This window comes from Glutamicibacter sp. 0426, assembly GCF_001906485.1.
In the GTDB taxonomy this organism is placed as follows: domain Bacteria; phylum Actinomycetota; class Actinomycetes; order Actinomycetales; family Micrococcaceae; genus Glutamicibacter; species Glutamicibacter nicotianae.
In genome coordinates this window covers 540,717-560,506 of sequence record NZ_MPBI01000001.1, presented here as the reverse complement: position 1 = coordinate 560,506, position 19,790 = coordinate 540,717, and the positions used below count along the sequence as shown (strand labels likewise).

Genomic DNA, 19,790 nt, shown 5'->3' with positions numbered 1-19,790 from the left:
TGGAAAATGTGAGCAGAGAAAGCATCTCCTTGAACGAGACATCCAAATTAGTGCTCCTTGCCGGCGCTACTTCCGCCTCCGGCATTGCCAGCGCCACCGCGCTGGTTGATGCCGGAGCGCGGGTGCTTGCGGTAGGAAGCAACCAAGACCGGCTCGATGAGCGCCTGCCGTTCGTCCATGCACGCTATGAATGCGATCTGGGCGACTTCGCCGCGGTCAAGCAACTGGCGCTGCAGGTCCATGAAGAGCACGGCAGCATCGATGCGCTGATCCATCTGGTCGGCGGCTGGCGCGGCGGCAAATCCATTACCGGGCAAAGTGACGAGGACTGGGAGTTCCTGCACCACAGCGTGCTGACCACCCTGCGCAACACTTCCCGCGCGTTCGTCGATGATCTGGTCTCTTCCCCCGCAGGACGCTTGGCCATCGTGAGCGCCGAAGCGGTGCTGAACCCGACCCCGTCCAATGCCAACTACGGAGCCATCAAGGCCGCCGCGGAGCATTGGGTCAATGCGATCGCCCGCCTGTTCGCCAAGCAGGCCGAAAACGCCGCCGCAGTGAGTTGGGTCGTCAAGGCATTGAGCGACAAGTCACCTGAGGAAGCCCCTTCCGGGCATACCCCGGTGCAATTCCTCGCCCAGGCCGCCGTGGACCTGCTGGAGCAGGATGCCGGCGAGTTCAATGGCGCCCGCATCGCCTTGCCCAAGGCCTGATGATTGGCCAGGACACGCACCCAGGCGCGACCTGGCATCGCACACCACTTCACCCCTTGAACCACTAAGGACCACCTCAGCATGACTTTTACCCACGACGCTTCGGTTCGCGGATTCGCTTCGGATAACTACTCGGGCGTGCACCCGCGGATCATGGATGCCATTGCCCGCGCCAATGGCGGCCACCAGATTTCCTACGGCGAAGACCAGTACACCGAGGAACTGGGCAACGTCGCCCGCAATACCTTTGGCCCCGAAGCCCAGATCTTCCCGGTGTTCAACGGCACCGGTGCCAACGTCATCGCGCTGCAGTCGTTGCTGCCGCGCTGGGGCGCGGTCATTTGCGCATCGTCGGCGCATATCAATGTGGACGAGAACGGTGCGCCCGAGCGCATCGGCGGCTTCAAGCTGCTGCAGGTGGATACCCCGGACGGCAAGCTCACCCCGGAGCTGATCGACCAAGAAGCATGGGGCTGGGGCGACGAGCACCGCGCGCAGCCGCTGGCCGTGTCGATCACCCAGGCCACCGAGCTGGGCACGCTGTACACGCCCGAGGAGATCAAGGCCATCACCGACCATGCGCACAAGCTGGGCATGAAGGTGCATCTGGATGGCTCGCGCCTGTCCAACGCCGCGGCGTCCCTGGGCGTTCCGCTGCGCGCGCTGACCACGGATGCCGGCGTGGATATCGTCTCGCTCGGAGGCACCAAGAACGGCATCCTGCTCGGCGAGGGCATCCTGACCCTGCGCAGCGAGCTGGCCAAGGATCTGAAGTACCTGCGCAAGATGAACATGCAGCTGGGTTCCAAAATGCGTTTCATCTCCGCCCAGCTGATCGAGCTCTACGGCACCGATCTGTGGCGCGAATTGGCGAGCCATTCCAATGCCATGGCCGCCAAGCTCTCGCAGGCAGTCGACGAAATTGATGGCGTCCAGCTGGTCTACCCCACCCAGGCCAACGGCGTCTTCGCCCAGCTGCCTACCGAAGTCAGCGATCAGCTGCGCGAGCACTTCCGCTTCTACGACTGGGACCGCGCGGCCGGCCAGGTGCGCTGGATGTGCTCTTTCGACACCACCGAGGAAGATGTTGCCGCGTTCATCGCGAAGCTGCGCGAGCTGATGGGCGCCTACGCCGCCGCATAGCATGCAGTCCCGGTCGGCGTGCCGTACCCATGCGCGGGTACGGCACGCTTAGACTCAAATTGTGACCAATGATCGCCCTGCTTCCGCCATTCCGAAGGCCTTTGCCAAGGCCCTTGACGAGTTGTCGCATGCCAAGGTGCGCAAGGAACTGAAATTCACCGAAATCCCGGCCCCCGGCAGGCTGGCTCCTTTCGCGCTGGCGCTCAGCGGCGATGTGATGGATGTGGTTGCCCCCGGACACGGACCCCAGGGCCAGGAAATCGGCCGCACCCCGTTCCTGCAACCAGCCGAGCAGCTTGCCACCGGTCGCTTCATTCTCCTTTTCGACCCGGCGGGCCAAGAACTATGGAATGGCCAGTTCCGCATCGTCACCTATATTCGCGCCCGGCTGGATCATGAAATGGGCCAGGATTCCATGCTGGCTTCGGTCGCGTGGTCGTGGCTCGAAGAAGCTCTGCGCGAGCGCGACGCCGCCTACCATTCAGCAGGCGGCACCGCGACCCGCGTGATTTCCGAGTCCTTCGGCAATCTAGCCGGGGAACAAGACCACATCGATATCGAGCTGCGCGCTTCATGGTCGCCGGACTCGGATCATCTCGGCGCGCACCTGAGCGCGTGGGCAGATATGGTCTGCACTTTTGCCGGACTGCCGCCCTTGCCCGAAGGTGTGCAGCAACTGCCCCACCGCCGCCTGAGCTAGCGATCATCGCTGCGGTGGCGCCGATTAGTCCTAGAATGGAAGCATCATGCCGAATTCTGACTCTTCCGCTCCCGCATCATCCACTCCCGCCGCAGAGGCTGCCGCGCCGGTTCTGACACCGCTGGCCGCACCGCGCGACGGGATCCCCGAAGTCATCGACACCGCACCAGCGTTGCGCCGTGCAGTACGTGCCTTGGAAGCGGGCACCGGCGACTTGGCCGTGGATACCGAAAGAGCCAGCGGGTTCCGCTATGGCCAGCGCGCCTTCCTGCTGCAGATCCGCCGAGACGGCTCAGGAACATGGCTGATCGATCCGGAGACCTTGGATGACTTGGCGCCGCTGCGCGAGTTCGTCAACCAGCAGCCCTGGATCCTGCATGCCGCCACCCAGGATTTGCCCTGCCTGCATGAATTAGGCATGTCACCGACCTCGCTGTTCGACACCGAGATGGCTGGCCGCCTCGCAGGATTCCCCAGAGTTTCCCTGGGCACGATGGTCGGCGAATTGCTCGGGCTGCAGTTGGCCAAGGAGCATTCGGCCGTCGACTGGTCCACCCGCCCGCTACCCGAATCGTGGCTTAATTACGCCGCGCTGGATGTGGAAGTCCTCGAAGAGCTTCGCCAGGCCATCGCCCAGGTGCTCGAAGAGCAGGGCAAGCTGGAGTTCGCCCGACAGGAATTCGAGCATGAGCGCACGTTGCCCGACCCTGTCCCGGCAGAAACGCCGTGGCGGAAATTATCCGGCATCCATAAGCTCAAGAGCCGCCGCAACCTCGCGGTAGCCCGCGAACTGTGGATCTCGCGCGAATCCCTGGCCCAGAGCCGCGACGTGGCCCCAGGCCGGCTGATCCCGGATCGCGCCATCATGGCAGCTGTGGAGCAGCGCGCCACCAGCGTTCCGGCGCTCTTGCAGATTCCGGGGTTCCACACACGCAATGCCAAGCGCGATGCCGCGCGCTGGGTCGATGCCATCCAGCGCGGCAACAGCACCCGCGACCTGCCCGATCTGCGGGCACCCAAAAACGGTCTGCCGCACCCCCGCTCCTGGGCCGAGAAGAACCCTGATGCCGCGAACCGCTTGGAAGCTGCCAAGCAAGTGGTCAATGACGTGAGCGAGCAGTGGAACATTCCCGGCGAGAATCTGCTGACTCCCAAGTACCTGCGCGAGGTGTGCTGGAATGCACCGGCGCGGATCAGCGAAGCCAGTGTGGCGGACATGCTGGAAAACCTCGGTGCCCGCCAATGGCAGCGTGAACTGCTTTCGGACAAGCTGGCCGCGGCATTGAAGCAGGCCTGAGCGGATCCGCAGAGTAATTCGCCGAAGGTTCACCGATTCGCGGGGATCGGCAACTTGCACTTCAAGTTACTCCTGAGTAACGTATGGTTCAGGTCACAGTGATGCTGGCCACTGCCCTGTACTCCACGGGCAGCATGAACCAACCCAAGGAGCCCGACGGTGACTGCCAACGCTTCGACCGTGCGCAACAGCGCGCACCCATCGCTCGACGACCGCGATGTCGTCTTCATCGACGGGGTACGCACCCCGTTCGGCAAAGCCGGCGACAAGGGAATCTACCACGGTACCCGCGCCGATGACCTTGCCGTCAAGGCGGTACGCGGCCTGCTGGAACGCAACCCTGAAGTACCCGCCGAGAAAATCGACGAAATCTCCATCGCCGCAACCACGCAAACCGGCGACCAGGGCCTGACCTTGGGCCGCACCGTCGGCCTGCTCTCCGGCATCCCCCAGTCCGTGCCCGGCTTCGCCATCGACCGCATGTGTGCCGGGGCCATGACAGCGGTGACCGCGACCGCAGGCGGCATCGCCTTCGGCGCCTACGACGTTGTCGTCGCCGGCGGCGTGGAGCACATGGGCAACCACCCCATGGGCGCCGGAGCCGACCCGAACCCGCGTTTTCTCTCCGAGCGCATCGTCGACCCTCAGGCATTGAACATGGGCAATACCGCAGAGAACCTGCACGACCGCTTCCCGGCGATCACCAAGGAACGCGCCGACCGGTACGCCGTCGCATCCCAGGCAAAGCTGGCCAAGGCCTACGAGAACCAGCAGATCCAGGCAGACCTGATCCCCGTGGCCGCCAAGCGCCCGGGCGAAGGCTGGGCCGTGAACACGGTTGACGAACCTCCGCGGCCGGGAACCACCATGGAATCGCTGGCCGAATTGCGCACCCCATTCCGCGCCCACGGACGCGTGACCGCAGGCAACGCAGCCGGCCTGAACGACGGCGCCACCGCCGCCCTGCTGGCCAGTGGCGCCGCAGTGCGCGAACTGGGCTTGGAACCGAAGATGCGCATGGTCTCCTTCGCCTTCTCCGGAGTGGAACCGGATGTGATGGGCTACGGACCGGTTCCGTCCACCGAAAAAGCCCTGGCCAAGGCCGGCCTGGGCATCAACGACATCGGCCTGTTCGAAATCAACGAGGCCTTCGCCGTCCAGGTGCTCTCCTTCCTCGACTACTACGGAATCGACCAAGACGATGAGCGGGTGAACCGCTACGGCGGGGCCATCGCGGTGGGCCACCCGCTGGCCTCCTCCGGCGTGCGCCTGATGTCCCAGCTGGCCCGCCAGTTCTCCGAGGACCACTCGGTGCGCTACGGCATCACCACGATGTGCATCGGCCTGGGCATGGGCGGCACAGTGATCTGGGAAAATCCAAACCACGCGGACTTCGGCAGCAAGGCATAAGGAAGAGACAATGACTGCATTGAGCAAAGATTTCCAGGCTGTCGCGCAGCTGATGCACGACGAGACCGTCACCCACTCCTACGTGAAGGATGTGGCACTGCCCAGCGGCAAGACCATGGCGCTGCTGACCCTGGACAACGGGCTGGACCACAAGAAGCCGACTACGCTCGGGCCCAACGGCCTGCTGGAATTGCGCGCTGCGCTTGAAGTCCAGGCAGAACGCGCGAAGAACGGCGAGATCCACGCACTGGCGATCACCGGCAAGCCATTCTTCCTGATCGCCGGCGCCGACCTGTCGGCCGTCACCCGCCTGAGCGAACCGAGCCAGGCCACGGCCATGGCTTCGCTGGGCCATTACACCTATGAGCTGCTTGCCGATTTGGGCGTCCCCACCTTCGCCTTCATCAACGGCCTGGCGCTCGGCGGCGGCCTGGAAATCGCACTGGCCTGCAACTACCGCACGGTCAGCACCACCGCCGGCGCACTGGGCTTGCCGGAAGGCTTCCTCGGCCTGATCCCGGGTTGGGCCGGTGTCTACCGCCTGCCACGCCTGGTCGGCCCGGAGAACGCGCTGAAGGTCATGATCGAGAACCCGCTGAACAACAACCGTACGCTCTCCGGTCCGGCCGCCGCGAAGATGGGCGTTGCCGATGCCCTATTCGAATCGGCCGACTTCATCGAGCATTCAATTGCCTTCGCTGACGGCGTCATCTCCGGAACCACCGAGGTCAAGCGCCCCAACGCCGTTGACCCCAGCGATCCCGAAGTTGCCCGCCGCTGGCTTGAGGCGGCCGATGCCGCCGAGAAGTTCGTCGACGCAAAGCTTTCCGGCGCGGCCCCCGCGCCGTACAAGGTGCTTGAGGTCTTCCGCCGGGGCCTGGCCATCTCGCAGCAGGAGTCGGCCGCCCTTGAGGTCGAGGCATTGACCGGGCTGATGCGCACCCCGCAGTTCCAGAATACCGTGTACGCCTTCCTGGACCTGGTCCAGAAGCGCGGAAAGCGTCCGGCCGGCGCACCGGATCCCAAGCTCGCCCGCCCGGTCACCAAGGTGGGCGTCGTCGGCGCCGGCCTGATGGCCAGCCAGCTGGCCCTGCTGTTCGTCCGCCGGCTGAACGTGCCGGTGGTGATCACCGATCTGGATCAATCGCGGGTGGACAAGGGACTGGCCTACATCCACGGCGAGATCGACAAGCTGCACGCCAGGGGCCGGATGAGCCAGGATGCGGTGAACCGCACCAAGGCCCTGGTTACCGGCTCGGTCACCAAGGAGGCATTCGCCGATGCCGATTTCGTCATCGAGGCAGTCTTCGAAGAACTGAGCGTGAAGAAGCAGGTTTTCGCAGAGGTAGAGGCAGTGGTCTCCCCCGAGTGCATCCTGGCGACCAACACCTCCTCGCTCTCGGTCACCGAGATGGGGCGCGACCTTGAGCACCCAGAACGCCTGGTCGGCTTCCACTTCTTCAACCCGGTCGCAGTGATGCCGCTGCTGGAAATCGCCGCTACCGAATGGACCAGCGATTCCGCGCTGTCCACCGCGTTCGTGCTGGGCAAGAAGCTGAAGAAGACCGCGGTGAAAACCAAGGATTCAGCCGCGTTCGTGGTCAACCGCGTACTGCTTCGCCTGATGAGCGAAGTCCAGGCAGCTTTCGATGAGGGCACCGACGCGAAGACAGCTGACTCGGCACTGGCCCCAATGGGCCTGCCGATGACCCCGCTGACCCTGTTGGCCATGGTGGGCCTGCCGGTCGCGCAGCACGTCAACGAGTCGCTGAACGCCGCTTTCGGCGATCGCTTCACCATCTCGGGGAATCTGCAGAAGCTGATCGATGCAAAGATCACGACCCTCTGGGTCAAGGACGAGGCAGGCAACCAGGTGCTCAACCCTGAAGCTGAAAAGCTGATGTCCTTCGGCGATCAGCCCTCGACCGGAGAACAGATCCTGGCCCGTGTCCAGGACGCGCTGGCCGAAGAAATCGGACTGCTGCTGGATGAAGGCGTCGTTGCCGAAGCCGCCGACGTTGACCTGTGCATGATCACCGGTGCCGGCTGGCCGATGCACCTGGGCGGCATTACCCCGTATCTTGACCAGGTTGGCGCCTCCGAACGCGTCAACGGCAAGAAGTTCAACGGCTAGTACCCAACCGGCCGTTTTTGGTTGCATCGCTTTTCCCTGGGCGGTGGAACCAGGCAAGGAGCCGAGACTCTTCCCCATCGGGAAGCTGGTCTCGGCTCTTTGCTGTCTTGAAGATGCGCGAACCCCGTACAGCTGGATCCGCTGTACGGGGTTCGCGCGTTCTGAGGAGCTGCGCCCGCTAGCAGCTAGATGATGTCCTCGCCGTTGCGACGGGCTTCCAGCCATTCCTGGATAAAACCCCTGCTGATGAAGAACAGCACTCCTGCCACGATCGCTGGCCATACCAGCACATACAGGCTCAAGAAAAACGCCGTCATTATTTGCCTCCCAGGCTCTGTGCGTCGCGTCCGGATTCTGCGGTTTCGGCTTGCGCCTCAACTACGTCGAAGTCGCCGGTGCGTATCGCGATCACATCGAAGTCGAATTCCATCTTGGATCTGAAGGACATGAGGTAGCAGACGATGGTACTGACCGAGTAGGCCACCAGCGACGCGCTCAAGGTGGTGTAATCGCGGAGGAAACCGAAGGCGAACGGAGCGCTGCCCAGGATTGCCACGACTCCGACAATCTTGGCGACGCGCAGGCCGAAGAAGCCGAAGCTCATCAATGCCAGGACCACGCCGATGCCAATCACCGCGAGCAACTCGATCAGGAATCCGGTGATGCCGTTGATTGGGATCAGTTCGAAGCGAACCGGGATGAAGATCGCCAGGGCAACCAGTACCGAGACGGTGAAGGCCTTGTTCGTGACCTTCTTCCAGTAGAAGCTGGCCAAAACCGGGAATACCAGTGCGCCCCAAAGGGCACCAACGAAGACCAGCAGGTCCAGGATATTCAGCTGCATGCTCGCGAAAGCGACTGCCAGGGCCGTGGCAACGACCATGGTCGCACGTCCAATGAGCAGCATCTTCTTCGGATCAGCCTTGTCCTTGCCGGCGACGTTCTGCCCGTATACGTCAGCCATCATGATCGAAGACAGTGCCGCCAAGTCAGAGTCGGCTGTGGACGACAGCGCACCAATAATCATGATGAAGAACAGCGCCAGCAGAACACCGGGCAGGTAGCTGGCTGCCATCTCAGGAATGAGGTTGTTCATGTCGCCACCGGATGGTTCGAATCCGAGGTACAGGGCCAGCACACCGAGCATGCCCACGCCGATGACCATCGCGCCGTATCCGACGGTTGCGGTGATAAACGTCGGCTTGATCAGGTCCTCGCGCACTGCGAACAGACGCTGGGCAATGGTCTGGTTGCCGATTGCGTAGGCCAGTACCGCGGCAATATACGGTGCGCCCTGGCCCAGGAATGCTTCGGAAGAGAAGAAGTTGGACTGCTGCGGGGTCAGGTTGCTTGCGCCGGTTTCGAACGCGGCCGGGAAGCCTGCGGCAAAGAAGATGACTGGCACGATAATCGCCACGGCGCCGAGCATCGCAACGACCTGGAGAAAGTCGGTCAGCACCGAAGCACGGAACCCGGACCACAGGGTGTAGAGCAGAACGCCACTGGCGACGGCCAGCACGCCCTGGATGAAGTTGAAGGGCGAGAGCATCGAGATCAATACGCCGCCGGCAATGAAGTTGGACATCAGGGAGATGACCGAACCGACAATATTGGATCCGGCCAGCATCAGCTGGCTGGAGCGGCCGTGGCGTGCGTGCATGACCTCGGCGAGGGTGTGCGCGCGTGGCGCGACCTTGCGGATCCGCTTGCCGAATGGGTAGATGAACAGAATCATCAACGCACCCCAGAGACCGTAGTGGATGGGGCCGGAGATTCCGTAGGTGTAGCCGGACGTGGCCGAGGCATACATCGACGAAGCCCAAATCCACGTCGCGGTCATACTCGCAGCAGAAATGCCGAATCCGATTTTATTTCCCGCCGTCATGTAATCGTCGGCGTTTTCCTTCTTTTTCCCGATCCGGGTGGAAACTAAAAAGGTTCCTCCGTAGAAGAGCACCAAAAGCAAGACAACAGTTAGGGCGCTGAATTGCACGATTTCGTTATCCACGCGCCACCTCCCTCTTTTAGACAGTGATGAGATCCGCGCCGGGAGCTATTTGCTCAACCGGCGACTTGTCCTGCACGTCTTCCCGCGAGATGTCATCGCAAGGGGTAAATTTCAGCTGACGCGCACAAGCCCCTGGGCCCATGAATCACTTCCCTACACTCAAGTTTCGTTCGTTTCTCATTCGTATCGTTCATCCCTGGTAACGGGGAGCACCATCTTCTGGATTCACTCCAGAACCTGGTGTTTTGGCTTCACAACGTGAATCCAGACCCCTGGCTCGCCTGCATCTCGCTTGCGGCTATCCAGCCTTGCGCGTAACGGCGCTTCGGGTCAGTACAGGCGTGGCATTCGCATTGGCGAATACCGCCTGTTTTCCATCGGAGGACTGCTACCCGGAACTCAACACGCGATCACCGCGCGGAGTATCTCGGTCGGCGTCAATATGCCTGACAGGTGAACAGTTAAAGCACTCTCCGAAAATGTTAGCTTCAACTAGCTATCCAAATATTAGCATGAATGCAAAGATATCCGAACTATCAGCCGCCAGGCAGTGAGCCAGCCGACCAGCCCGCCAAGCGCGAACCAAGCCATTCAAATCAATCCATCTCCTGCATCAATTACCAGACGGCGTTCATTCGCGCGTAACGGCGCGCACAAAAACAGGAAAACCTCAGCAGGAAAATATCTAGATTTGGCCACTTCCAGCCCAACTGCTAGGCGGCATTGCGACGAAGCTTCACGCGCAGGTAAAACCCCACCTAGATTACTAACCATGGGCAGAACCCAGGGCTCAAGCCGCATCCAACGAGACCGGCCCCCAACGGCCCACGCTGTGAATTCGACGCTGATGCATAAATATGCATAAGGTTCGATAGCCGGATAGGTGAACGGCAAATGAACAGCGCCTTTGCCGGTTGCATTCCACGAACGCGGCGATCGCCAAGCACAGGCGTTCGGCGCTTAGCGCCAGCACAGAGATCTCTGCCAGAATGGGATCATGACTGACATTGCCCGACCAGCCCGCCGCACATTCATGTGCGCTTCGGCAGCACTTGGTTCCGCCGCTCTTTTGACCGCCTGCGGTGATGGACATTCTGAAGCAGACACCCCCGAGGCATTGCCGATCCCGGAACCAACCGGCGAAGGACAGGCGCTCATGAAGACGAAGGATCTGCCCGTTGGATCACGCGCCTTGGCACCGGCCAAGGATCCGTCCGGAAAGGATGTCGGCATTCTGCTTTTCCGAAAGGATGAGAAGACCGTATTGGCGTACTCGAACGTTTGCACCCATCAGGGTTGCGCGGTAACCCCTAAATCCAGCAAAGAAGATTTCTACTGCGCCTGCCACGGCTCACGATTTGCACCCGCTGACGGAACCGTAACCGATGGTCCAGCTATCGCTGCCTTGCCACGATACGCTGCGGCAATTCAAGGCGACGACATCATCGCCTACGTCACCGCCGCAGAGTAGTTTCCCAGCTCTAATCAAGCGCGAAGGGCTGAACCCCACAGGGTTCAGCCCTTCGCGCTTGGCCCAGATGCCGCTAGAACAAGGCAACCTTTTCCGGACCCGGGAAGAGCTCGTCCATCTGGGCCCGCTCGGTCTCCGTCGGAACCCAGCGAACGGCAGCGGCGTTGGCGCGTATCTGTTCGGGACGAGTAGCGCCCGCAATCACCGAGGCCACAGGCGACTGCGTGGCCAGCCACGAGAACGCCAATTCGACCGGCGTCAGATCCCGTTCGGCAGCGAAGGCATTGAACCGGTCCAGCTGCTCGAAATCGCTGGTTTCCACCAGGTGCTGGCGCGCATGCGTCAGGCGGGTGCCCTCCGGGGCATGCCCCTTGGAGTACTTGCCGGTCAGCAGCCCGTTCGCGAGCGGGAAATAGGGCAAAACACCCAGGTCGAATTCACGAGCAGCCGGCAGCACTTCGAGTTCCGCGCGGCGGTCAATCAGGTTGTAGTGGTTCTGCGCCGAAATGAAGCGTTCGGTTCCCAACTCACGGGCGACGTACTCCGCCTGGGCAATTTGCCAGCCGGAGCGGTTCGAATGGCCGATATAGCGAACCTTGCCGCTAGACACCAGATCATCCAGGGCCCGCAAGGTTTCCTCAATAGGGGTCTTCGCATCCGGCGTATGGAACTGGTACAGGTCGATGTAGTCAGTTCCCAGTCGCTTGAGCGACGCTTCGACCGCTCTGACAATATAGCGGCGCGAGCCTCGTGCGTTGAAGTCCGGTCCGTTCACGCCCTGCATATCCATGCCGAACTTGGTGGCCAGCACGATGTCCTTGCGTGCAGGACCCAGCGCCTTGCCGAGGCGGATTTCGGAAAGCCCCGGTTCCTTGCCATAGATGTCCGCGACGTCGAAGAGCGTGATGCCCGCATCGAGGGCCGCCTTAATCACTGCGTCGGTTCCTTCCTGGGATTCCGTTGCAGTACCTGCGCGGCCAAGGTTGTTGCAGCCTAGCCCGACGACGGAAACGCTCAGGCCGCTGCGGCCTAGCTGACGGAATTCCATGGACACCTCATCTGTTGGTTTACTCATCCGCTTCACTGAGCGGCGTTATACCCCTAGGCTATCTGGTAGGTACATGTGCTCAACATTTCACGGCACAATTCACTGCATTGCATATTTATCCATTAGGATGGAGACATGTCTAAAGTTCTTACCAATCTCCCTGTAGGCGAGCGCGTCGGTATCGCCTTCTCCGGTGGCCTCGACACCTCGGTCGCAGTAGCCTGGATGCGCGACAAAGGCGCCATTCCTTACACCTACACTGGCGACCTCGGCCAGTACGATGAGCCAGATATCGATGCAGTACCTGGCCGTGCGCTGGAGTACGGTGCAGAGAACTCCCGCCTGGTTGATTGCAAGCCTGCCTTGGTTGAAGAAGGCTTCGCAGCACTCGCCTGCGGCGCTTTCCACATCCGCACCGGCGGCAAGACCTACTTCAACACCACCCCGCTGGGCCGCGCCGTCACCGGCACCCTGCTGGTTCGCGCCATGCGCGAAGATGGCGTGGACGTCTGGGGCGACGGTTCGACCTACAAGGGCAACGACATCGAGCGCTTCTACCGCTACGGCTTGATGGCCAACCCGAAGCTGCGCATCTACAAGCCATGGCTGGATCCGAACTTCGTTGCAGAACTCGGCGGCCGCCAGGAAATGTCCGAATGGCTGCAGGAACACGGTTTCCCATACCGCGACTCGGCTGAAAAGGCCTACTCGACCGACGCCAATATCTGGGGCGCGACGCATGAGGCGAAGACCCTGGAACTGCTCGACAGCTCCATCGAATCCGTTGAGCCGATCATGGGCGTGAAGTACTGGGACGAAAACGTCGAGATCAAGACCGAAGACGTTTCGATTTCCTTCGTCGCCGGCCGCCCGGTGGCCATCAATGGCAAGGAATTCACCGATCCGGTTGCCCTGGTCAACGAAGCAAACATCATCGGTGGCCGCCATGGCCTGGGCATGAGCGACCAGATCGAGAACCGCATCATCGAGGCCAAGTCCCGCGGCATCTACGAAGCACCTGCAATGGCGCTGCTGTACATCGCCTACGAACGCCTGGTCAACGCGATCCACAACGAAGACACCGTGGCCAGCTACCACAACGAAGGCCGCCGCCTGGGCCGCCTGATGTACGAAGGCCGCTGGCTGGACCCGCAGGCCCTGATGCTGCGCGAATCGCTGCAGCGCTGGGTCGGCTCGGCCATCACCGGTACCGTGACCATCCGCTTGCGCCGCGGCGACGACTACACCATCCTCAACACCGAGGGCGAGAACCTGAGCTACCACCCGGACAAGCTGTCCATGGAGCGCGTAGGCGATGCAGCCTTCGGCCCGGTTGACCGCATCGGACAGCTGACCATGCGCAACCTGGACATCGCCGACTCCCGAGGCCGCCTGGAACAGTACGCCAACATGGGACTGGTCGGCGGCACCACCGCCAAGCTGGTCGGCTCGCTGGAAGCCGGCGGAGCCGACGCGATCGTGAACGCTACCCAGGTCGACAGCGACGATCTGGCTACCGACCGCGCTATCGAGTCTGCTGCCTTCGACGCAGGCACCGACTAAGCTCGCGGGCTCACGCCCCAAGCGCTGAAAAGCTCGGGCGGATCCTTCCTTGACTGGAAGGATCCGCCCGAGCTTTTTCTTGTGCAGGAGGCCAGGGCACTGCCCGGTTTGCAGCCGGGCGGCAGGGGCTTAGAGGGGCCAGGCCGTTGAGCGCGGCCAGGGAGTGCAGGGCCATGATGAACCCGACCAGCGGGAGGAACCTGAGGATTCCGTGCACCACAGTTCCCACACGGGTGTCCTTGGCCCTCAGCTTCACCGCTTCATCCGTCAACCAGGTAACCAGCGTGATCACGGTGGCGATCAACGCGATTTGCTCCTCGGGCAGCGTCATCGTCTTGGCCAGCACGATCCCGGCAGCGAACCCAATCAGCACCTGGGCAGCAGGCCACAGCATCGGACGCAACGTGCGCTGGAGCTTGGAGCGCCCGACGCCCCAAGGCTAGGCCTCGATCAGCTGCAGCAGCGGGCTGACCGCGATGGTGAAGCCGACCAGCGAGACCAGGCGCAGCACCAGCCGGATGCGGGCGCCGGAAGTGGTGTTCGGTGCTGGCAGGCGGAAACCCTGCTCGACGATCCAGGCTGCGATCACCACGATGACGCCAGCCAGAGCCAGCTGCGCGTGGCCGGCCCCGGAGAACAGCGAGGTGATGCCGATGCCGATAATGACGCCAACGCAGGCCTGGAACACCAGGTGCAGCGGTGTGCGGGTTGCGCCCATCCGCGGCGTCTTACGCTGAGCGCCAGGGGTTTCGTCCCGGTCTTCTTGTGGAATCATTTCTCCTTGTATCCTGCTCGTTCAAACCTGCGCCTTCGCTGCACTGCGCGAAGACACCAAATCCTTGGACAGCAGCACGCCGCTGCCGCCGCTGAAAACCACGGTACCCAGCTGCGCAGCCCGGGCCACTTCCTCGAAGCCCAGGGAGCGGTGGAGCGCCAATGACGCGGCGTTCTGCGCATTGACCACGCACCATGCGCTCGAAGCGCGCTGGGCAATCCAGTCCAGCCGTGCTTCCGTCAGGCTCCGACCCGCTCCCTGGTGCCGGCATCCGCGGGCAACCTCGATCCCAGCCAGGTAATAACCAGCTGGAGCTGTGGCATCAGCCGGTTCCCACCAATGGGCACGGGACCAGCCAAGCAGTTGGCCATCCAGGTTCTTGATGACCAGCTGGCACTCTCAGCTCCCCCACAGTTCAGGTTCTGCATGGCGCCCCAAGCTTTGGGACAGCCTGCGGATGGCCGGGTAGTCCACTGCCCGCATCGGTTGCGGCGCGGGAATGCCCAGTCCCATCTGCGGCTAGTCGATGGACATGGGCTTTGACGGCATTGGGTGGGCCATCTTCAGCTTGTTCACTTCAGCGTAGGGTGCGACGCCGATGCTCATTTTGGTGAAGTCCAGCTTCGCTTCGCGGATGCACGTCTTGATCGCCGCAACTGCCAGTTTTGGCGCTGGAGAGAGTACCCTGATGTTCAGCTTGCGGTTGCCGAAATCGCTGGACTCCACGGTGCCCAGTCCGCGCCATGCCAGGTGGCCGGTCAATGCTTCCTTGGCTTTCTTTTCAAGGTAGTGGTCACGCTCGGTGCCGTTGGCCGACTTCAGCGCATACTGGACGATCACCCACGACTGGTCTTCCGCTTCGATTTCCTTGTAGCCAGCTTCTGCGCAGGCTTCCATGAAGCCGGCGAACAACTCGTCCGCGCGATCGTTGTCGACGTCCTGCACATCGCTGGTTTGCGACATATGGCCAACGGAGCCGTGGTTGATCACGAACTGGCCCAGTTCTTCGTTCTCGAACTGCTGGAACCACGCTTCACGGAAATGCAGTACGTTCTTCTCATCCAAACGGTAGGTGCGAACAATCGCCATAGGTTTTCCCTTTTCAGGTCAGTGAATCATTCAAGTATGAAATTCTTGGACAGCTTCAGGCTGTCGGGAGGCCCGCGACTTTAGCTAACCATGATTCCCGATGAGCATGGTTGAACGGCGGCGAATTCTCCGCCACGGATTCCAAGAGCTGTTCGCTGGTATCGCGAACTGAATCCTGGAGCTTTTGCGGATACCCCATCGACAGCGCGTGCTCTGCGAACTCGTCCTCGTCATCAAGGAACGTGCCTTTGCTCCGGGAACGGATGACATCCAGATCCAGGTCAATGGAGTTGATTTCCCACGCGTCACGTTTCATCTGCAACCAACCGACATTGCTGGACAGGTCAATGTAGACATCGAAATCCTCTGAGGCATCCGAATACATCGTGGCGACCCAGTCTCCACGATGCGGGATCAGGCACAACGCGTTGGTGGCAGCCAGGTGGGCGGTTCCTGGACGGGCGACCAGGGAACCGGCTGGCTGATGCAGCCAGTGGCCGAATTCGTCCTGTCCAAGGTAGAAGCCCGGGACAACCCAGTGCGGACTCCCGTCGAACTTCCACGCGCGCGCGACAACGAGCGCGCCGAAGCCGATGTTCTCAGGGCTGCGGGGCAGATCTGCCGGGCAACCTCTCAAGGTGCTCACAGCTTCGGGATCTGTCCGGTGGGAAGGTCCTGGCCAGGCAGCGGGCGGGCGAAAGGCACCTTGGTACCGAGCACCTGTGCGAGCGTATCGCGGGCTACCTGCTTGGAGGTCAAGCCGACGCGTTCAAGCACCTCTCCACGGGTGCCGTGAGCCAGGAATTCCGTAGGCAGGCCCACTTCGTTCAACGCGGTGTCCACCCCCGCAGCACGCATCTCGGTGCGCAGGCGCGAACCGACGCCTCCGGCACGCACGCCGTCCTCAATGCACACCACGATGCGGTGGCGGGCAGCCAGAGAAATCACCGACTTCGGCATCGGCAGAACCCAGCGCGGGTCGACGACGGTGACCGACACACCCTGGCTGTTCAGGCGCTGGGCAACATCCAGCGACAGCTCGCTCATGGCACCGACCGAAACGATCAGGACATCCGGCGCCGACCGGTCCCCCAGCCGGGCCAGCACGTCCACGCCATCAGGCAGGCGATCCACGGCTTCCACCGGCTCTCCCACCGAGCCCTTGGAGAACCGCACGACGCTCGGCGCATCGTCGATATCCAGGGCTTCGCGCAGTTCTTCGCGCAAGCGGTCCGCATCGCGTGGTGCGGCCAGGTGCAGGTTCGGCACGATCTGGGTCAGCGCCATATCCCACATGCCATGGTGGCTGGCGCCGTCCGGGCCGGTGACTCCTGCACGGTCCAGCACGATGGTGACTCCGGCCTTGTGCAGGGCCACGTCCATCAGCAGCTGGTCGAAGGCGCGGTTCAAGAAGGTCGCGTAGACGCAGACGACAGGATGCAGGCCGCCGAAGGCAAGGCCTGCCGCGGTGGTCATGGCGTGCTGTTCGGCGATGCCAACGTCGATCACGCGGTCGGGGTGCTCCTGGGACATCTGCTTCAGGCCCACCGGCTGCAGCATGGCGCCGGTGATCGCCACGATGTCCTCGCGCTCATTGGCCACAGCGGCGATTTCCTCGCCGAAGACGCTCGTCCAGCTTTGTGCACTGGGCTTGGACACTGGCAGCCCGGTGACCGGATCGATTACGCCAACAGCGTGGAACTGGTCGGCTTCATCGGCGCGTGCCGGGGCGTAGCCATGGCCCTTCTCGGTCAGGGCGTGGACCAGCACCGGGCCGGCGTACTGCTTCGCCTGCTGCAGCGCCTCTTCTACGGCACGCTGGTTGTGCCCATCGATCGGGCCGATGTACTTCAGGCCAAGGTCTTCGAACAATCCCTGCGGAGCCCACCAGTCCTTGATGCCCTTCTTGGTGGCATGCAGAGACTTGTAGGTGAAGTCGCCGATGGGACCCGAGCCCTTGAGCTTGACCTTGAGCTTGTCCATGGCGTTCTCGTACGCGGGGTGGGTGCGGAACTTGTCCAGCTGCTGGCGCAGGCCGGAAAGCTGGTTGGCCAGGCCGCCGATGGTCGGGGCGTAAGAGCGGCCGTTGTCGTTGACCACGATGACCGCTTTGCGGTCCTTGTCGGCAGCGATGTTGTTGACCGCTTCCCAGGCCATGCCGCCGGTCAGGGCGCCATCGCCGACCAGCGCCACGGCGTAGCGGTCATTGTGATTCATCAGCTTGTTCGCGCGGGAAATGCCGTCAATCCATGACAACGAAGAGGAGGCATGGGAGGACTCGACAACGTCGTGTTCCGATTCACCGCGGTCGGGATAGCCGGACAGCCCGCCTTGCTGGCGCAGGGTCTCGAAGTTCTGGCGTCCGGTCACCAGCTTGTGCACGTACGACTGGTGCCCCGTGTCGAAGACGATGGAATCGGTGGGGGAATCGAAGACGCGGTGGATGCCCAGGGTCAGTTCGATCACGCCGAGGTTCGGGCCCAGATGCCCGCCGGTCCGTGCGACATTGTCGATGAGGAAACTGCGGATTTCCTCTGCCAAGTCGCCGAGCTGTTCAAGGGTAAGCGCCCGCAGGTCGCTTGGTTTCTTGATGGTCTTCAGTAAAGACACGTTCATCCCCTTCACAAATTCGCCGACGATAGGCTGGAAAGCCCATGCGAAATACCCAGTTTACCGCGTCCAAGGCTTCTTTCATTATCCGCCAACGTTCCTGCTGGTGCTAATTTCCCGGCAATGACGTTCGCTACCCTGCCGGGTCAAGGCATGCGCTTTAGCTGGTTCATGCCTGCGCCAGCGTTTCGGCCAGCATCTCGAGCCCCTGGGCTTCGAAGTCCCTGTCGCCAACTTGGTGAGCCCAGACTGCCGTTCCAAGTCCCTCGCGCAATTGCATGATCCGCCAGGCTTCGCCTTCCCGTGGATCGTGGCCATATCCCTGGAGAAAAGCGGCTTCCAAATCTGGACGCACCCTCCACTGCTGGACAGCCAGCCGGGCCAGGTCGCTGGCAGCTGGGCGGAATTCGAAGCGGCCGAAGTCGATAACTCGCAGTTCGCCTTGATCGGCCAGCCAATTGCGCGGTTGCCAATCCCCGTGGGTCGGCACCAAGACGGCTGGTTGCGGTTCATAGCTTCTGAGCATCTGCTCGATCTGCCGGCAAGCCGCTGGCTCGATCCGATGTTCGCGTTCCAGGAGCGCGAGAAACTTCTGCGTCAGCCGAGCTTCATAGCCGGGATCCAGGCATTGCGCTTGCGAATGCAGCAGCTTCAGCGCCGCGCCGGCCTGACGATGGAACTCCGGGTCGAATTCATATTCCCTGCCCGCACTGAGCTCGCCTGGCTGGAAGTCCAGAATCATCAAGCGCAAGGAATCGCTGGCGTGCAGCAGCTTGGCTGCTTGCCCGGCTTCTATCAGCGGCCCCGTGTAGCGGCGGTGCGCCAGCAGCTCACGCACTATGTGGTGGTTCTCTTCTCCCCCGGTCTTGGCCACGACGTGCTTCGTCCCCGCCTGCAGGTGCAGCACTTTGGTGTCGCCAAGATTCCACGACATGTCGGCTACAACCTCGACGTCACCCAGCCACTGCCGTATCCGTTGCGCGTGTGGTGCTGGCACCAAGGCATCAAGGCTCAGCGCATTCATCGCTGGCGTCCGTGCCGGAACGTGCTGGCCCCAGATTGACGAGGAGACGGGCGATTCGCCGCCAGATCTTCCATGCAACCTCCATGACTGGTATTTTTCCTGAGCCTAGCAAGGATTGTTCTCCAGGCCCCTGCGGCTCGCTAGGCTTGTCGCATGGAAGCATCGCAACGCTCGGGCCAAACCGCCGCTCGTTACTCGCAGGTGGCCGAGGCGTATATCGATCTGTTCGGTTCACCGGAGCAGGCGGTGGCTGAGGACCGGGAACTGATTGCGGCGTGGGCCGCACAGCTGCACGGACCAGTCCTGGACGCTGGCTGCGGTCCCGGGCATTGGACGCAGTTCATTGCCGATGGCAATCGGCCGGCCACCGGCGTCGACTTGGTGCCGGAGTTCTTGGACTTCGCACGGCGCACCTTCCAGCAGCCCGATTTCCTGCGCGCCGATCTGGCGCACCTGCCATTCGACGACGAGCAGTTTTCCGGGGTGCTCGCTTGGTACTCGGTGATCCATGCTGCCCCGGCAGATCTTCCACCCATATTGGACGAGTTGGCCCGCGTGCTCCAGCCTGGCGGGAAGCTGCTGCTCGGCTTCTTTGCCGGGGACCAGCTGGAAGTCTTTGGCCATCAGGTCGCCCCCGCCTGGTATTGGCCGCCCGTGGAACTGGGCGAGATCCTCGAACGGTCGGGCTTTGGCGTGCTGGAAGGTGCCACTCGCACCCGGCCTGCTGCCCGCACCCATGGCCATCTGAGCGCGCACAAGCGTGCTTAAATGACCTGAGACCCAAGGCAATTGCCTTGGGTCTCAG

The 19,790-nt window shown here is 62.3% G+C and carries 19 protein-coding genes; 9 read left to right on the top strand and 10 right to left on the bottom strand.

Translation table 11 applies throughout. The features are described 5' to 3' along the window. Nucleotides 1-8 precede the first annotated feature (8 nt). From BKX98_RS02635 to BKX98_RS02610, 6 genes are all read left to right on the top strand, one after another. A complete protein-coding gene (locus BKX98_RS02635; RefSeq protein ID WP_233125264.1) occupies nucleotides 9-713 on the top strand; it encodes an SDR family oxidoreductase in 705 nt (234 codons plus the stop codon). A gap of 81 nt (nucleotides 714-794) precedes the next feature. Further along, the gene (locus tag BKX98_RS02630; RefSeq protein ID WP_073706059.1) at nucleotides 795-1,856 is read left to right on the top strand and encodes a low specificity L-threonine aldolase; all 1,062 of its coding nucleotides are present in this window, start codon (nucleotides 795-797) and stop codon (nucleotides 1,854-1,856) included. 61 nt (nucleotides 1,857-1,917) lie between these two features. Next, on the top strand, nucleotides 1,918-2,556 hold the full coding sequence (locus tag BKX98_RS02625; RefSeq protein WP_038991840.1) for a DUF3000 domain-containing protein: 639 nt from the start codon (nucleotides 1,918-1,920) through the stop codon (nucleotides 2,554-2,556). A gap of 46 nt (nucleotides 2,557-2,602) precedes the next feature. After that, nucleotides 2,603-3,853, top strand: a complete 1,251-nt coding sequence (locus tag BKX98_RS02620) for an HRDC domain-containing protein (protein ID WP_038991842.1) — start codon at nucleotides 2,603-2,605, stop codon at nucleotides 3,851-3,853. Nucleotides 3,854-4,012: 159 nt separating this feature from the next. After that, complete coding sequence (locus BKX98_RS02615) at nucleotides 4,013-5,263, top strand: acetyl-CoA C-acyltransferase (RefSeq protein ID WP_174787687.1); 1,251 nt, start codon at nucleotides 4,013-4,015, stop codon at nucleotides 5,261-5,263. A gap of 10 nt (nucleotides 5,264-5,273) precedes the next feature. Next, nucleotides 5,274-7,397: a 3-hydroxyacyl-CoA dehydrogenase NAD-binding domain-containing protein gene (locus BKX98_RS02610; protein ID WP_073706058.1), complete on the top strand. Its 2,124-nt coding sequence runs from the start codon at nucleotides 5,274-5,276 to the stop codon at nucleotides 7,395-7,397. A gap of 185 nt (nucleotides 7,398-7,582) precedes the next feature. Here the strand turns inward: BKX98_RS02610 and BKX98_RS17195 are convergent, their stop codons facing one another. Further along, nucleotides 7,583-7,714: a putative transporter small subunit gene (locus BKX98_RS17195; protein ID WP_038991847.1), complete on the bottom strand. Its 132-nt coding sequence runs from the start codon at nucleotides 7,712-7,714 to the stop codon at nucleotides 7,583-7,585. Further along, nucleotides 7,714-9,405, bottom strand: coding sequence for a sodium:solute symporter family protein (locus BKX98_RS02605; protein ID WP_073706057.1), 1,692 nt, complete (start codon nucleotides 9,403-9,405; stop codon nucleotides 7,714-7,716). The genes BKX98_RS17195 and BKX98_RS02605 overlap by 1 nt, the downstream gene beginning before the upstream one ends. A 997-nt stretch (nucleotides 9,406-10,402) precedes the next feature. Between BKX98_RS02605 and BKX98_RS02600 the strand changes: the two genes are divergently transcribed. Then, nucleotides 10,403-10,876: a Rieske (2Fe-2S) protein gene (locus BKX98_RS02600; RefSeq protein ID WP_038991849.1), complete on the top strand. Its 474-nt coding sequence runs from the start codon at nucleotides 10,403-10,405 to the stop codon at nucleotides 10,874-10,876. Between the two features lie 73 nt (nucleotides 10,877-10,949). Here BKX98_RS02600 and BKX98_RS02595 read toward each other — a convergent pair whose 3' ends face one another. Next, the gene (locus BKX98_RS02595) at nucleotides 10,950-11,924 is read right to left on the bottom strand and encodes an aldo/keto reductase (protein ID WP_073706056.1); all 975 of its coding nucleotides are present in this window, start codon (nucleotides 11,922-11,924) and stop codon (nucleotides 10,950-10,952) included. Nucleotides 11,925-12,059: 135 nt separating this feature from the next. Here BKX98_RS02595 and argG point away from each other — a divergent pair, with 135 nt between their 5' ends. Next, nucleotides 12,060-13,487, top strand: a complete 1,428-nt coding sequence (gene argG, locus BKX98_RS02590) for an argininosuccinate synthase (protein ID WP_038991851.1) — start codon at nucleotides 12,060-12,062, stop codon at nucleotides 13,485-13,487. Between the two features lie 10 nt (nucleotides 13,488-13,497). On the opposite strand, the gene BKX98_RS02585 is transcribed toward argG, so the two are convergent. The 7 genes from BKX98_RS02585 to BKX98_RS02555 all read right to left on the bottom strand — a co-directional run bounded on the left by BKX98_RS02585 (nucleotide 13,498) and on the right by BKX98_RS02555 (nucleotide 18,985). Beyond that, nucleotides 13,498-13,881, bottom strand: coding sequence for a hypothetical protein (locus tag BKX98_RS02585; protein ID WP_073706055.1), 384 nt, complete (start codon nucleotides 13,879-13,881; stop codon nucleotides 13,498-13,500). Nucleotides 13,882-13,926: 45 nt separating this feature from the next. Next, entirely contained in the window at nucleotides 13,927-14,262 is a 336-nt protein-coding gene (locus BKX98_RS02580) for a hypothetical protein (protein WP_073706054.1), read from the bottom strand. Nucleotides 14,263-14,283: 21 nt separating this feature from the next. Continuing rightward, nucleotides 14,284-14,637, bottom strand: coding sequence for an N-acetyltransferase family protein (locus BKX98_RS02575; protein WP_369826760.1), 354 nt, complete (start codon nucleotides 14,635-14,637; stop codon nucleotides 14,284-14,286). 144 nt (nucleotides 14,638-14,781) lie between these two features. After that, nucleotides 14,782-15,351, bottom strand: coding sequence for a hypothetical protein (locus BKX98_RS02570; protein ID WP_038991854.1), 570 nt, complete (start codon nucleotides 15,349-15,351; stop codon nucleotides 14,782-14,784). Nucleotides 15,352-15,406: 55 nt separating this feature from the next. After that, the gene (locus tag BKX98_RS02565; RefSeq protein WP_073706053.1) at nucleotides 15,407-15,997 is read right to left on the bottom strand and encodes a DUF402 domain-containing protein; all 591 of its coding nucleotides are present in this window, start codon (nucleotides 15,995-15,997) and stop codon (nucleotides 15,407-15,409) included. Beyond that, nucleotides 15,994-17,961, bottom strand: coding sequence for a 1-deoxy-D-xylulose-5-phosphate synthase (gene dxs / locus BKX98_RS02560; protein ID WP_073706439.1), 1,968 nt, complete (start codon nucleotides 17,959-17,961; stop codon nucleotides 15,994-15,996). The genes BKX98_RS02565 and dxs overlap by 4 nt, the downstream gene beginning before the upstream one ends. 169 nt (nucleotides 17,962-18,130) lie before the next feature. After that, the gene (locus tag BKX98_RS02555; RefSeq protein WP_073706052.1) at nucleotides 18,131-18,985 is read right to left on the bottom strand and encodes a phosphotransferase family protein; all 855 of its coding nucleotides are present in this window, start codon (nucleotides 18,983-18,985) and stop codon (nucleotides 18,131-18,133) included. A 153-nt stretch (nucleotides 18,986-19,138) separates the two neighbouring features. Here BKX98_RS02555 and BKX98_RS02550 point away from each other — a divergent pair, with 153 nt between their 5' ends. Continuing rightward, nucleotides 19,139-19,753, top strand: a complete 615-nt coding sequence (locus BKX98_RS02550) for a class I SAM-dependent methyltransferase (RefSeq protein ID WP_073706051.1) — start codon at nucleotides 19,139-19,141, stop codon at nucleotides 19,751-19,753. Nucleotides 19,754-19,790 lie beyond the last annotated feature (37 nt).

Coding starts and splice junctions, on each gene's coding strand:
- BKX98_RS02630 (WP_073706059.1), top strand. CDS start 795: ATGACTTTTACCCACGACGCTTCGGTTCGCGGATTCGCTTCGGATAAC.
- BKX98_RS02620 (WP_038991842.1), top strand. CDS start 2,603: ATGCCGAATTCTGACTCTTCCGCTCCCGCATCATCCACTCCCGCCGCA.
- BKX98_RS02610 (WP_073706058.1), top strand. CDS start 5,274: ATGACTGCATTGAGCAAAGATTTCCAGGCTGTCGCGCAGCTGATGCAC.
- BKX98_RS17195 (WP_038991847.1), bottom strand. CDS start 7,714: ATGACGGCGTTTTTCTTGAGCCTGTATGTGCTGGTATGGCCAGCGATC.
- BKX98_RS02600 (WP_038991849.1), top strand. CDS start 10,403: ATGACTGACATTGCCCGACCAGCCCGCCGCACATTCATGTGCGCTTCG.
- BKX98_RS02595 (WP_073706056.1), bottom strand. CDS start 11,924: ATGGAATTCCGTCAGCTAGGCCGCAGCGGCCTGAGCGTTTCCGTCGTC.
- argG (WP_038991851.1), top strand. CDS start 12,060: ATGTCTAAAGTTCTTACCAATCTCCCTGTAGGCGAGCGCGTCGGTATC.
- BKX98_RS02585 (WP_073706055.1), bottom strand. CDS start 13,881: ATGCTGTGGCCTGCTGCCCAGGTGCTGATTGGGTTCGCTGCCGGGATC.
- BKX98_RS02580 (WP_073706054.1), bottom strand. CDS start 14,262: ATGATTCCACAAGAAGACCGGGACGAAACCCCTGGCGCTCAGCGTAAG.
- BKX98_RS02570 (WP_038991854.1), bottom strand. CDS start 15,351: ATGGCGATTGTTCGCACCTACCGTTTGGATGAGAAGAACGTACTGCAT.
- BKX98_RS02555 (WP_073706052.1), bottom strand. CDS start 18,985: ATGAATGCGCTGAGCCTTGATGCCTTGGTGCCAGCACCACACGCGCAA.
- BKX98_RS02550 (WP_073706051.1), top strand. CDS start 19,139: ATGGAAGCATCGCAACGCTCGGGCCAAACCGCCGCTCGTTACTCGCAG.